11 protein-coding genes and 1 pseudogene are annotated in these 13880 nt (G+C 52.0%); 5 read left to right on the forward strand and 7 right to left on the reverse strand.

Features of this window, described 5'->3' with window-relative positions; genetic code table 11:
- Positions 1–42 precede the first annotated feature (42 nt).
- A complete protein-coding gene (locus tag ACSPHG_RS12510; protein WP_435953822.1) occupies positions 43–1026 on the reverse strand; it encodes a colicin-like pore-forming protein in 984 nt (327 codons plus the stop codon).
- 536 nt (positions 1027–1562) lie between these two features.
- Positions 1563–1936, reverse strand: a pseudogene (locus ACSPHG_RS12515) (Tn3 family transposase); the annotation flags it as partial.
- 35 nt (positions 1937–1971) lie between these two features.
- On the opposite strand from ACSPHG_RS12515, the gene ACSPHG_RS12520 reads away from it, so the two are divergent.
- The gene (locus ACSPHG_RS12520; protein ID WP_435953823.1) at positions 1972–2580 is read left to right on the forward strand and encodes a recombinase family protein; all 609 of its coding nucleotides are present in this window, start codon (positions 1972–1974) and stop codon (positions 2578–2580) included.
- A gap of 144 nt (positions 2581–2724) precedes the next feature.
- Here ACSPHG_RS12520 and ACSPHG_RS12525 read toward each other — a convergent pair whose 3' ends face one another.
- The 3 genes from ACSPHG_RS12525 to ACSPHG_RS12535 form a co-directional block, all read right to left on the reverse strand.
- The gene (locus tag ACSPHG_RS12525) at positions 2725–3924 is read right to left on the reverse strand and encodes an MFS transporter (RefSeq protein ID WP_435953824.1); all 1200 of its coding nucleotides are present in this window, start codon (positions 3922–3924) and stop codon (positions 2725–2727) included.
- A gap of 81 nt (positions 3925–4005) precedes the next feature.
- Positions 4006–5208, reverse strand: a complete 1203-nt coding sequence (locus ACSPHG_RS12530) for an MFS transporter (RefSeq protein ID WP_435953825.1) — start codon at positions 5206–5208, stop codon at positions 4006–4008.
- A 63-nt stretch (positions 5209–5271) separates the two neighbouring features.
- Positions 5272–6402 (reverse strand): alkene reductase, encoded by a 1131-nt coding sequence (locus tag ACSPHG_RS12535; RefSeq protein ID WP_435953826.1) that lies wholly within the window; start codon positions 6400–6402, stop codon positions 5272–5274.
- A 180-nt stretch (positions 6403–6582) separates the two neighbouring features.
- On the opposite strand from ACSPHG_RS12535, the gene ACSPHG_RS12540 reads away from it, so the two are divergent.
- Positions 6583–7512 carry a LysR family transcriptional regulator gene (locus ACSPHG_RS12540; protein WP_435953827.1) on the forward strand — a complete coding sequence of 310 codons (930 nt, stop codon included), beginning with the start codon at positions 6583–6585 and terminating at the stop codon, positions 7510–7512.
- A 185-nt stretch (positions 7513–7697) separates the two neighbouring features.
- Entirely contained in the window at positions 7698–8600 is a 903-nt protein-coding gene (locus ACSPHG_RS12545) for an AraC family transcriptional regulator (RefSeq protein ID WP_435953828.1), read from the forward strand.
- Here the strand turns inward: ACSPHG_RS12545 and ACSPHG_RS12550 are convergent.
- Positions 8573–9127, reverse strand: coding sequence for a hypothetical protein (locus ACSPHG_RS12550; RefSeq protein WP_435953829.1), 555 nt, complete (start codon positions 9125–9127; stop codon positions 8573–8575). The two genes, ACSPHG_RS12545 and ACSPHG_RS12550, sit on opposite strands and share 28 nt — an antisense overlap.
- A 366-nt stretch (positions 9128–9493) precedes the next feature.
- Between ACSPHG_RS12550 and ACSPHG_RS12555 the strand changes: the two genes are divergently transcribed.
- The gene (locus ACSPHG_RS12555) at positions 9494–11218 is read left to right on the forward strand and encodes an ABC-F family ATP-binding cassette domain-containing protein (RefSeq protein WP_435953831.1); all 1725 of its coding nucleotides are present in this window, start codon (positions 9494–9496) and stop codon (positions 11216–11218) included.
- 210 nt (positions 11219–11428) lie between these two features.
- Here ACSPHG_RS12555 and ACSPHG_RS12560 read toward each other — a convergent pair whose 3' ends face one another.
- Positions 11429–12547 carry a cobalamin-independent methionine synthase II family protein gene (locus ACSPHG_RS12560; RefSeq protein ID WP_435953832.1) on the reverse strand — a complete coding sequence of 373 codons (1119 nt, stop codon included), beginning with the start codon at positions 12545–12547 and terminating at the stop codon, positions 11429–11431.
- A 241-nt stretch (positions 12548–12788) separates the two neighbouring features.
- On the opposite strand from ACSPHG_RS12560, the gene ACSPHG_RS12565 reads away from it, so the two are divergent.
- A complete protein-coding gene (locus tag ACSPHG_RS12565; RefSeq protein ID WP_435953834.1) occupies positions 12789–13706 on the forward strand; it encodes a bestrophin family protein in 918 nt (305 codons plus the stop codon).
- Positions 13707–13880: the final 174 nt, after the last annotated feature.

Below are 13880 nucleotides of genomic sequence, written 5' to 3' on the forward strand. Positions count from 1 at the left end.
AAAGGATGCTCAGCGTTTCTTGCACTGAGCACCCACGGTGACTCATTTCATTAATTCAAGCACGGTACTGTTCAGCTTCCCGACCATTTCCTCATCTATTAGCGCAGCTACTAACATCATCAATATTCCAAATCCTACAATGCCGATGGATGTTGCTGTCATAGCGGCAAAAGTGAAGGCAACCAGTTCGGAGGCCACCATACCCGCTGCAATGGTTTCAGCCTTCACAAGGAAAGGCCCCCAGTTTCCGCTCTTGACCGATTTATTGAATTCCTCCAGCAGATCCAGACCATTAATGGCGTAGCTGACAATACCGAAACCTTTGCTGTAGGTAGCCAGACTGCGGGCCATAGCATCCCGGTTAACGGAATCCAGGGCACGCGCAATCGCAGCCCTGTCCTGAGCATTGAATTTCGCGTTCACGCCATCCTTGTACTTATCAAATGCTCTGATTGCATCACTGGCGCTGCGGATACGTTTACCTTTTGCCTTCTCTGCAAGCTCCTGAGCCTGCTTAGAAAGTTTGTCGCTGTATTTTGCTGTTATTTCCTTATAGAAATCAGCCACCTGACCTACAACGCTGTTGACATCAACGGCCAGGGATATCGCTTTATTCTCCCTCGTTCGAAAGGGGGTCTGCTGCATATGATCAGTTGCCCGGTTTTCCTGGTCCCTTACCCAGTTGACGTAATCAACCTGAACAGCTTTCCCGGAGGCGTCGATAAATACCCGGTATACGTAATTCTCAACTCGCACAATATAGATTGTGGAGGGAACGCCTTTAGCTGATTTTCCAGCGCCTAAGTTTACGGTATCCCATTTAGGTACCCTGTTAAACCAGGCAGCATCATTGACTGGGGGAAAGCCTAGCGTCGAAGGATACAGACTCGTATTAGCTCCGGGGATTGTACCACCATTGCCGGCATTACCTCCTGTCCCGGAGGAACCTCCTGGTTTATCCGAACCACCTATAACTTCAACCCGAAACTCTCCATTTACCCAACCTGAAGCCATATTTTTTTCCATACATTTTCTGATAACTCTTTATAGCCACAATCATTTAATAATGATGTCACTCCCGGATGATTATCTTATATGAACGGACGATGTTTGTTAATGTTCATTAGCTCATAATGAGTTACTGATAAAGATGAAAAAAATTTCGGATAAGTACCAGCATTCTTACGATTAATCTTATCAGATAAGATTTTGCTCAAAAATTTCAGACCAATAATATTTATGCCCGCTACCAGATGTAATAGTTGAAAGGGGACTCATTAAAAATTTTTCTTAAAACTAGAGTGTTGACATGCGTAACAAATATTCTCCATAAGATGAATAAAACACCCGAGAAATTTGCTCGAAGTTACTATCAAGCAACGGTCTATCAACGTCAGCCATCAAATCAAGCCAAATCTGGACAAGATTTAAGGGGTCCGCTTGGAATTCGGGAATTATCCTACGTTAAGCTTTTCAAGCTTAGCGGGTGATTTCGTTCCATTGAGCGGAAACCCCTAGCCGTAAGGGATGGGGTCCGCTTGGAAAACGGAAAATATCCTACGCTAAGCCTGTTTTTTGTACAGACCACTATCCACTGAGCGTAATGAACGGTATTTACCCTGCCCCAGCTTAAGGTTTGTCCGCCAGACGTAATCCCCACTCAGATTGATGGCTCCCATCCCAGCGGGGACAAATGAGAAATCAGTTGCTCATTAATCGGGATCCCTTTTCGTCTCAGGGAATCTATAGCTCTTTCTATATATACCGTATTCCACAGGGGGATCGCCGCAGTCAGCAACGTCAGCCCACTGGCCCGGTAGCTCTGTTTCTCCAGCCCCCGATCTCTGATCTCACCCAACCGGTGCATAAAGATCGCTCGTGCAAGCGCATTGCGGGCCTCACCTTTATTCAGCCCTGCCTGTACGCGTCGACGCAGTAATTCGGACATCTATTTCGTACGGAAAGTTTCCTATGTCACGAGTTTTTGCCTATTGTCGGGTCTCCACTCTGGAACAGACCACAGAAAACCAGCGCCGTGAAATTGAAGCGGCGGGTTTTGCCATCAAATCCCAGCGACTTATTGAGGAGCATATCAGTGGTTCGGTTGCTGCCAGCGAACGCCCTGGATTTATCCGGCTGCTTGATCGCATGGAAAATGGAGATGTGATGATTGTGACCAAGCTGGACCGCCTTGGGCGTAATGCCATGGATATAAGGAAAACAGTTGAGCAACTGGCAACGGCAGACATTTCTGTTCATTGCCTGGCACTCGGAGGTGTTGATCTGACAAGCGCAGCCGGAAGGATGACCATGCAGGTGATTTCAGCTGTAGCGGAATTTGAGAGAGACCTGCTGCTTGAGCGTACGCACTCAGGTATTGCAAGGGCAAAAGCAGCAGGTAAACGTCTAGGTCGTCCGTCAGCGCTGAGTGAAGATCAAAAACGTAATGCGATGAAACGTCTCAATGCGGGAAGCAGTGTCAGCGCTGTGGCCCGTGAATTTAACACAACCCGGCAAACCATTCTCAGGATAAAAGCGGCAAATACATCATCGGATAATGATACTTATCCGGTGAATTGATCTGTTTAAAAATCTTATATCTCTTGACCAAATCAATATAAAATTATATCCACAATGTCGGAAGGGCTGCGAAAGTATATTCTTTCACTGCTTGGTGTATCCCCCTGAAACACCTGCCAGTCAGGGTTGTTATTGGGAAAATGACTAAGCGGTCAGTGGTGGCTTCATTCGGGAATGCCTGAATGAAATTCCCAAAGCAAGCAGGCCGGCCACCGCCGCAAAGCCAAATAATCCGGTGCTGCCAGCGTGCGACCAGAGAAGACTTCCTGCTACTGCTCCCAGAGCCATACCTGTCATGGCACCCGTCATTAACAGGCCGTTTGTTCTGCTCCGTGAATCTTGCCCAATACCAGACACAATGATCTGATGTGACACAAGTCCGGCTTGTGCGCCCAGATCAAACAACACTGCTCCAACAATCAATACCCCGATGCTGGGTGGCAGAGCCAGCAACCCCACAAATGATAAAATGACCAGAATACAGCCGAAACGAATCACAGGAAGTGGCCCCTTTCTGTCAGTGTATTTACCAAATACCGGAGCTGCTAATGCCCCCGCCGCTCCGGCGATACCAAAGCTTCCTGCAACAGCTGGTCCAAGGTGAAAGGGTTCGGCAGAGAGTACGAAAGCCAGACAAGACCAGAAAGCCCCCAACGTTGCAGCAAGGCATGCCTGCGTCATAACGGAAATCCGTAGAACACGGTGTGTTCGCCACAGAGTCCATAAGCTGGACATCAGGCGAGTGTATTTCTGGTGCTCGCCTGTAGGCCTTTGCTCGGGGATCGTAAATCTGACAATAACCAGAACAATGAGCATTAAAAACGATGCCAGGTACTGCATTTCACGCCAGCCGAGGAGCTGAGAAATCCACCCGCCCAGTGTTCGGGACAGCAAGATACCCGTTAGAAGACCGGTCGTTACTATTCCCACCAGATGACCGCGTTTATTGCCGGGGGCCAGTTGTGCGGCAATCGGGATAAAATCCTGTCCAATGCTACCCAGTAATCCGACCATCATACTTGCGATCACCAACAGCATGAACGAATGTGCACTTCCGGCCATGAACAGCGCTGCGAGAAGGAGTATTGCTTTCACCATAACGAGCTTTCGTCGGGGAAGAATATCACCCAGAGGTGCCAGAAGTAACATGCCCAGCCCATAACAAATCTGGGTTGCGGCAGCGAGCCATCCTGCTATATCCGAGCTGACACCAAACTCATTCTGGATCAGGGAAAGACCCGGTTGAAGGTAATAGACATTGGCAACGCCTAATCCTGAGCAGACGGCGAGACAAAAGAAAAGCCATATCGACGGGGTTGCTTTTGCTTCTGATGAAGAAACCATAAAGCCTCACTTTCAATAATAAGAACGAAAATATTGCGAAAACATGATAGTCATTATTGCGACTGCTAAAGAATTATCGGTTTACACCGTCATACTGGATTTTCTACCCGCGACGATAAACAAGAATGCCAGCACGGCAAAAATGATACTACTCAGTACAAGAGAGTGCGTTCCAAAGCGGGAGATAAACCATCCGCCTGTCAGCGAACCGATAGTTATCCCTAAGTTAGAAAAAGAGATATACAGGCTGTTGGCAAATTCCGGAGCTCGACTTGCTTCACGCATTAACCACGTCTGGCTAATCAGCAATCCAGAGGAATGAAAAGCACCCCATATAACAATCAGTCCGCACATGAGCATGGCGGAATGGCCATACTCCCATACGATGAGAAAAATCAGGATATAAAATAATGGATACAGCAATGTTGTTCTAACTGTATTATTCTGTAAAAGCCCACTGAAGATAAAATTACCGACAAGTCCACATACACCAAATACCATCAGCATGGCGCTGATACAATTATTATTCAGGTGGGTAATAGCAGACAGATAATCAGCTATATAGCTGAAGCTTGAAAACATGGCAGAAAAAACAAACGTCACCATCATGATGGCAAGCCAGACCGCCTTGCTTCGTAAGATACTTAACTGGCTTGAAAAAGAAAGACGGTCAGTCGTCGGCATCGATGGCACGTAAAAAAGAATGCCTGTCAGTGCTAAAAAACACGCCACTGCTGAGAACAGAAAAGCAGCGCTAAGGCTGAGGTTTTCTGCAATCAGGGTACTAAGAGGAACACCTATTACTAGGCCTATTGCAACTCCGGCGAAGACTTTCGCTGCCGCGCCAGCACTTTTCTCTTTGGGAACCGAACTGGTTGCTGTTACCAGGGCGACAGCAAAGAAAACAGCGTGGAACAGTGCCGGAATAATTCTGAATACAATCATGAGATTTAATGCATCTGTCACTGCATACATTAAATTAGAAAATACAAATACAGCCAGTATAGAGATCAGGACTTTTTTCTTGTCAAATCCTGAAAGCAAAAGTGTAATGAATGGACCAGAAATAGCCACAACAATGGCATAAATGCTGACCAGAAAACCGACCTGTGTGGGAGTTACATGCAACGTCTTCACAAGTTCAGGGAGTAAACCAATTATTCCCAGCTCTGTTGTAATGACCCCCAAAACGGCCAGGGACAGAGCCAGAAGTAGCAATCTGTTATTTTGCATAGCGATATTATGGAGCCTGTTTTTTATTGGAAAAAATTTAATTTGGTGCATAAAGCTCCTCACCAGCACTGACGTGGTGAGGAGTTTCATTAAGACTGACTTAACTTATATGTCTTACAAATCATGATAAGGAGGGTAATCTATATAACCTGTCGCATACTGTCCGTAAAAAGTATCCCGATCTGCATCAGCGATAGGCCAGTTGTTTTTTAATCTGGCGACAAGATCCGGATTACTTATATAAGGAACACCGAACGCAGCAAGATCAATGATATTTTTATTCACCATATCTTCTGCAATATTCCGTGTCATGCCTCCTGCCAGTATCAGCGCAGTATCTGGTAAGAAACGTTTGAACGTTTCCAGCAGTGCAAAGAAATTGTCAGGGTTGCTTTGCTCAGAACCGTTATCTATACGTTTAAATCCAGTCTGATTCATAATGTGCACATAGGCGAGCTTTCGTTGGCCGATAGCTTTGACAAGCGCTGTATAAGTTTCATCGATCTCATCATACAGTGGCATATCAAAAAGCTGACCATAGGGTGAAAGACGAATAGCGGTGCGTTCTGCACCAACAGCATTCGATATGGCATCAATGACTTCGATAGTAAAACGCAGGCGATTTTCCAGGGGGTCGGCTGAATATCGATCAGTACGGTCATTAACCCAGGGATTAAGGAACTGTTCATGAAGATAACCATTAGCGCCATGGATTTCCACACCATCAAAGCCCGCTTTAATTGCATTCTCTGCGGCTCTCGCAAACTGTCTGATGATGTCCTCTACTTCGTCGGTTGATAGCTGACGTGGTGTTGAGGCAGGAACCGGGCCAGGTTTGCCATTCTGATCATATCCGAACGCCGTGGCACCTTTCGCAGCTTTTGAGCTGGCACTTACTGGCTGTGCATTATCGACCTGGATAGAGGGGTGAGAAACGCGACCGACATGCCAGAGCTGAGCAAAAATTTTACCACCAACAGCGTGAACGGAATCTGTCGTCAGACGCCAGCCTGCGATCTGAGCCTCGGTAAAAATGCCCGGATTGAACAGATACCCCTGACCCTGGCGGGAAATGGGCGTACCTTCACTGACAATCAGACCGGCAGTCGCACGTTGTGCGTAGTACAGTGCGGTCTGTTCATCCGCAACGTCATTGGCTGCGCGGGCGCGTGTCATTGGTGCCATTACGATGCGGTTGTGTAAAGCCGCCCCCGCAAGATTAAACGGTTCAAATAACGTTTTCATATTGTGTCCATATGCCAGAGGTTAAGATCAATGCACCTCATATAAGGTGGTCATGGTCGCTGTCAGCAAGTTTAGAAGGTTGCATTATTAGTAACAATGCCATGATATTGCATATCACTATTGCTATAATTGCATTCATAGTTTGAGAGTTGACCTATATGACATTTAGTGGAGGAGATAATGGACCTGAAAGGCTTACGCTACTTTTTAAAAGCAGCGGAAACCGGCAGTTTTCTTGAAACTGCAAGGATATTCAACACACCAGCGTCTTCCGTATCACGCTATATATCTGCCCTGGAAAAGGATCTCGGCCATCAGTTGTTCTACCGAAGTACACGAGCTATCAGACTCACGGAGGAAGGGGCACGTTTCAGATTACAGGCGAATGAAGCACTTGAGCTGCTCGATAGTGCTGTAGGTGAACTTGCCCTCACGGATGAAAAGATCCACGGTCAATTCAGTATAAATGCCCCGGAAGCCCTGGGCCGACTGCATGTTGCCGGTGTGCTTAATAAATTACAGGAGCGGTATCCTGATCTGTCCGTTGAGCTGACGCTAACTGATAACTATATAGATCCGGTACGGGAAGGCGCAGATATCACTATTCGGGTTGGTCCTCTGACAGATTCAGGACTTATTGGAAAAGTCATCGCAGCTCAACGCTATATTCTGGCCGCCAGTCCCTCTTATCTCGCCAGATACGGTGTACCCACTCGTCCAGCCGATTTGCTAAGGCATAACTGCCTGCTTTATCGGGGTGTCAGGGGAACACAAAGATGGTTCTTTCGTCGCAATCCAGAGCAGGAATTGAAGCAATATGATGTATCAGGAACGCTGAGAAGCAACAATTCAGAAAGCCTGGTCTCCGCTGCTCTGGCCTCACGAGGTATTGTGCTGTTACCTACCTGGATGTTTCTGCCTGAAAGTTTTACTGGGAATCATCTTGTCAGCATAATGCCGGAATGGCAGATGTCCGCCACGGTTCAGGAATCCTTTATACAGATCCTCTCGCCAGAAAATCGTCTGAGATCAAGGAAGGTCCGAGAAGTTTCCAGCTTTTTTGTGAAAGAATTTGGAACTCCTCCCTACTGGGATCAGTGGTTCAACTAAACGTTTATGAGATGAATACTGTTGATATCCGCACAAAAAATAGTCTTAGCGTAGGATATTTTCCGTTTTCCAAGCGGACCCCCTTAAGGCATGCCAGCTTGCCTGCTACCGACAGCGTCATTTATTCTGTAAGGGTAATTATATGCCGCCGACAGGCGTATTAAACGGTAATTAAGGGCTTTAAAATGATACAAAACGGACAAGCACACGTGCCCAACCTCGATTACCGGCCCGCAGGCGGCGATATGCTGGACATAGAAATATTCTCCGTTGCGAGCCTGAGGCAGCGGGTTGGGCCGCAGCGGATGCGGCTTCCGCGGCAGTACGCCTTTGGCATGCTGCTGTTCATGAGTAAAGGGCAATGCACCCAGTGGGTGGATTTCAAGCCGGTGAGCGCCAGCGCCGGCTCGCTGATCGCGCTCTCTCCGGGGCAGGTCCACGCCTACGGAAATGAGAGCGATTGGGATGGCTGGATACTGATGTGTCGCCCCGAAATAAGCGGCTATGGCTCGCAGCGCTTTAACTGGAAGATCAAAGAGCTTACCCAAAAAATACCCGTACACCTTATTTTGAACGAGCGCGATCGGATCGCCGTAGAGGCGACAATCGGGCAGATGAAAGAGGACGCGACGGCGCCGGGCGGTAGAGAGTCGGTAAATATGTTGCTGCTACACCAGTTTAGCGCGCTGCTGCTGCGGCTTTCGCTGCTCTACGGGCCGAGCGAGGAAGCCGCTGCCCTCGCCTCGATAACGGCACAGCGTTATAACGCTTTTAAGGATCTGCTTGAGGAAAATTATGCCTGCTGGCACCTGGTAGCCCTATATGCGCGCCGCCTGGGCTGTTCGGAGAAGAGCTTAAACCGCGCTGCGGTTGAAGTTACGGGCGTAACGGCGAAGAACATTATTGCCGCGCGGGTAGCGCTGGAGGCCAGACGGCTGCTTGTCAGTTCGACGCTGCCCGTCGCGCTGGTTGCGGAACGGCTTGGGTTCGACGAACCCACCAACTTCATAAAATTTTTCAAACGCCAGGCCACCTGCACGCCCGGCGAATTTAGAAGGTCTTACCGCGCGTTAAACCCGGCGTCATAGGCGTCTATAGCCAGGCCCATTCCCATCACGCCCGCCTTCTCGCGCGGGGTGTCCGCTTTGGCCTTCGCGTCGTTAAGCACGAGGACTTTGTCCTTCATCTCAGCCGCGTAGCCGCCGTTGGTTCTATCCGCCGCACCGTGGTAGCAGTTGTAAACCACCACCTTCTTTAGGGCGTCAATTTCATTGCCTAACTCCGTGCCCGGCGCAAACTGCTCGGGGCTAAGGCCGATGCTGGTATAAAAGTTATTCGCTTTTTGAAGCGCGGCTTCAGGCTGTGTTTTATCGCACACTTCCTGCTGCCCGGCGGTGAAGGCGTCACGCTGAATTTTTGCCAGCGCGGTATCAAGCTCGGAGAGCTGGTTTTTGTAGCCGGTGGTATTGGTATTCACTTCATCGAGCATCGCATTGCCGCGCTGCGCCACCGGCTTCTCGGGTTCAGCGTTCTTTTTCCCGGCGTAAATCCCCAATCCCAGCGCCACGCCCAGCGCAACCAGGCAAGTTATTACTATTGTCGCTTTCTTATTCATCGTCTTCCCTTTAGGTTCAAATCGATCCCGCTAAAAGTAGGACAGAGTTGGGCATATTGATAGTAGCGTTTTACAACTCAACGCTTTGACGATTTTTGGCAGGTGGTAAAGCGTGCGGTTTGTGTTTACAATTCGTTCACTCATCAACTTAAAGAATATAAGGAGGATCCCCATGATGTCTTGTGAACGCTTTAACCGTTCGCATACTTTTGGCGATCGTCATAGCTCAAGCGTTATCGATATCGTGCTGCGATAACTTCGGCTTGAGCGAAGATCACCAAAACTATCCCTTCCCTCAGGCTTACTGAGTTGTCGTCAGTTTTATAGACGAAGGCGTTCTGCGCCCGTAACTCTTGAGTAAGCACTATGACTACCTTATTAACCGCCCAATCTCTTAGCCTCGATACCCCTTTTGGCCCGCTGCTGGCCGACATCACCTTTACGCTCAAAAAAGGCGACCGCCTGGGCTTGATCGGCCATAACGGCTGTGGAAAAAGTACCCTGCTGAAACTGCTCGACGGCACGATTTCGCCGAACGGCGGTAGCGTAACCCGCGCGCACCACTGCCTGATGGCCCGCGTTGAGCAGCATCTGCCGGAAACGCTCCACCCGCTGACCATGCTCGACGCGGTGCTGGCGCGCGTTGACGAGTCGATGCGCCACGCCGAAAGCTGGCGGGCCGAAGCGCTGCTCGCCGGCATGGGCTTTAGCGAGGCGGACTGGCACCTCACGGCGGGCACGCTTAGCGGCGGGCAGCACACCCGCCTGCTGCTGGCGCGAGCGCTGATTGCCGAGCCGGATCTGCTGCTGCTCGATGAGCCAAGCAACCACCTCGACCTGCCGACGCTTCTCTGGCTTGAGCAGTTCCTGCGCGGCTGGAACGGCAGCTTCGTGCTGGTGTCCCACGACCAGCACCTGCTGGACAACGTCACCAACGGCACGTGGATTTTGCGCGACCGCACGCTGAGCTTCTTCCAGCTCCCCTGCACGCAGGCGCGCGCGGCGCTGGACGAACGCGACCGCACGGACGCCCACCGGCATCAGGCGGAGCAAAAAGAGATCGACCGCATCGCCGCCAGCGCCAAACGGCTGGCGATTTGGGGCCGGGTGTACGACAACGAGGATCTGGCGCGCAAGGCCAAGCAGATGGAAAAGCGCGTCGATAAGCTAAAGGACGAGCAAACCGAGCTTAGCGCCGGGCACCAATGGCAGCTGATTTTGCGCGGCGAACGGCTTCAGGCCGACCGTCTGCTGGAGATGGAAAACCTGCACGTTGCCCCCGCGCCCGACGCCGCGCCGCTCTTCCGCCTGCCGCTACAGCGCGTGAAAAGCGGCGACCGGGTGGCGATTATCGGCCGCAACGGCTGCGGCAAGTCATCGCTGCTGCGCCTGCTGTGGCAGCAATATCAGCAGCCGGAACGCATCGACGCCGTGCGCCTTCACCCGCGTGCGGAAATGGGCTATTACGACCAGACGCTGCACCAGCTGCGCGATAGCGACACGCTGCTGGCGGCGCTGGAACCCTTTGCGCCGCTGACCGAGCAGGACAGGAAAATGGCGCTAATAAGCGCCGGGTTCCCGTGGCTGCGCCACCAGCAAACGGTGAGCACGTTAAGCGGCGGCGAGCGTTCGCGCCTGCTGTTCGTTGGCCTGACGCTTGCCCGCTATTCGCTGCTGATGCTCGACGAGCCGACCAACCATCTGGATATGGAAGGCAAAGAGGCGCTGGCCGAAACGCTGCAAACCTTTGAAGGCGGCGTGCTGCTGGTCACTCACGATCGGTCCCTTATCGCCAAAAGCTGCAACCGCTTCTGGCTGGTTGATAACGGCGAGCTGAGCGAATGGCACGATCTGGAGCCGCTGTACGCGCTGCTCACCGCCGAGGAAAATGGCGTTCAGCCGGTGCAGCGCGCGGCGCCAAGGCCGGAGGCGGTGACGCACGAAGCGGACGCGCTTCTTGAACGCCTGGTCGAGTTGGAAAACTGGCTGGCGGCGGATCTGGCGCGCAAGGCTAAGCATCAAAAACCGGCGTTGCAGCAGGAGTGGCGAAAGGAGATGGCGGCGTTGAACGCGCGTCTGGACATGGAGTAACCGTGTAGCGGTGGATGGCGCTCGCGCTTATCCACCCTACAACACTGACGAGGTCTGCTGTCAGTGGGGGACGCCCTCACCCTAACCCTCTCCCCCAGGAGAGGGGACGTTCTTTGCTCCTTGTCCTGGAGGAGAAGAAAATGGTTCTGAACTCCAGTTTTGTAGGTCGGGTAAGCGCAGCGCCACCCGACAATTTCAACTGCCCCTTTTCTACCAAACCTTCTGCGCAATCTCCGTCACCAGCCGCACCTTGTCCCACTGCTGGGCGGGCGTCAGGCTGTTGCCCTCTTCCGTTGAGGCAAAGCCGCACTGTGGGCTGAGGCAAATCTGGCTGATATCAACAAACTTCGCCGCTTCCTGAATGCGCGCCTGAATCTGCTGCGGGTTTTCCAGCTCGCCGTTTTTAGTGGTGATAAGCCCCAGCACAACCTGCTGTTTGCCGGGGCGCACAAAGCGCAGCGGGGCGAAATCGCCGGAGCGGTCGTTGTCGTATTCCAGGAAGAATGCGTCGACGTTCACGCTGCCGAACAGCACTTCGGCTACCGGCTCGTAGCCGCCTTCGGAAATCCACGTCGAGCGGAAATTGCCGCGACAAACGTGCAGGCCGATGGTCAGGTCTTCCGGCTTGCCTTCCAGCGCCTTGTTCAGCACGCGGGCGTAGATTTTCGCTAACTCGTCAGGATCGTCGCCGCGCTCGCGGATCTCTTTGCGTTGCGCGTCGGAACACAGGTACGCCCACACGGTGTCATCGAGCTGCAGGTAGCGGCAGCCTGCGGCATAGAAAGCCTGAATTGCATCGCGCCAGGTGGTTGCCAGGTCGTCGAAATAGTCGTTCAGGTCCGGGTAAACCGTGCTGTCGATGGCGTTACGGCCGCCGCGAAAATGCAGCACGCTCGGGCTTGGGATGGTCATTTTCGGCACCGCGCTGCCGCTGATGCTTTTCAGATAGCGGAAATCCTCCAGCATCGGATGGTCGCCAAAACCAAGCTTGCCCACCACGCGCACGCTGTGTGCCTTGGTCTGCACGCCGTTGAACTGGATGCCCTGCGCGGATTCATAGCGCTCCACGCCCTGCAGGCCGTCGAAGAAATCGAAGTGCCACCAGGCGCGGCGGAACTCACCGTCGGTCACTACGTGCAGGCCGCAGGCGCACTGCTGCTCAACCGAAGCGCGAATAGCCTCGTCCTCTACTTTACGCAGCTGCTCGGCGGTGATGTCCCCGGCGGCAAATTTTTGACGCGCTTCTTTTATGGCGTCCGGGCGCAGGAAGCTCCCGACGATATCGGCGCGGAACGGGGCGTGATTGCGTGCTGGCGTGTTGTGCGGCATGTGATTCTCCTGATGACCCCGCTAACTGGTTTAGCAGAGTGATAGTTCATTATTTGAATTTTTAGACGTCTGGACGTCCATTTGTTGAAATGAGAATGACACGCCGTCGCGAGTCCGGCAAACGAGGAAAATTCATGGGCCGTGAAAATAATTCATGTTGTTAAAACCATGTAAATTTAAATATTGATCTGCGTCACACTCTGCCGTTAAATATGACGTCCTGTTTTTGAGCTTCCTCACTATGATTGTTCGTCCGCACAAGCACTGGTTTAAACGTCTTTTCGTCTGGCACGGCTCGGTTCTCGAGAAAATTTACTCCCGGCTGCTGCTAAACCTGGCCCTCTCCGTCAGCGTGATTTTCTTCCTGCCGTGGTACGAAGCGCTGGGCATTAAGCTCACCATGGCCCCGTTCAGCATTCTGGGCGTCGCCATCGCTATCTTCCTCGGCTTTCGCAACAGCGTGTGCTACGCCCGTTTCAACGAGGCGCGCCTGCTCTGGGGCCAGCTTGCGATCACCGCGCGCTCGCTGCTGCGCGAGGTGAAAAGCCTGCCTGCGGCAAACAGCCATGAGATTAACTACTTCGTCAATTTGCAGGTTGCCTTCTGCAACTGCCTGCGCCTGACGCTACGCAAACAGCCGGTCGAGAACGCCCTGCGCCCGTGGCTGCGCGAAGACGAACTGGCCTGGGTTGCCGCAAGCCACGCGCCGTGCAACCGCATCCTGCTGCTGATGGGAAACTGGCTGTCGCGCCAGCGCGTCAACGGTACGATTTCCGACGTGCTGTGGCGCAGCCTGGATAACCATCTCAACGAACATTCCGCCGTCGCGGGCGGCTGCGAACGCATCATCAGCACCCCGCTGCCCTTCGCCTATTCGCTGATCCTGCACCGTACGGTGTATCTGTTCTGCATCATGCTGCCCTTCGCGCTGGTGCAGGATCTGCACTACATGACGCCGTTCCTGTCGGTGTTTATCTCCTACACCTTTATTTCGCTGGACAGCCTGGCCGAAGAACTGGAAGACCCATTCGGCACCGAGGATAACGACCTGCCGCTGGACGCCATCTGCAACACCATCGAACGTGACCTGCGCGACATGAACGGCGAAGCGGAGCTGCCGGAGAAAATGCTGCCGAACCGGCATTATCAGCTCAGCTGATAAACCACGGGCGCGGGGGATCTGTTTGACGGCGATTTGCTATCCAAACGACATTCATCCCCTCAACACCTATAATTCCAAATATTAACGATCCGTTTTCATATTCACTTGTGCTATGGATTGCTGGCGCTTTAAACTCGTTAGCCGACTAATTAACGACTGCTAATGAGATCT

Origin of the sequence: Dryocola baronae (assembly GCF_051297175.1) — a bacterium.
Taxonomy (GTDB): domain Bacteria; phylum Pseudomonadota; class Gammaproteobacteria; order Enterobacterales; family Enterobacteriaceae; genus Dryocola.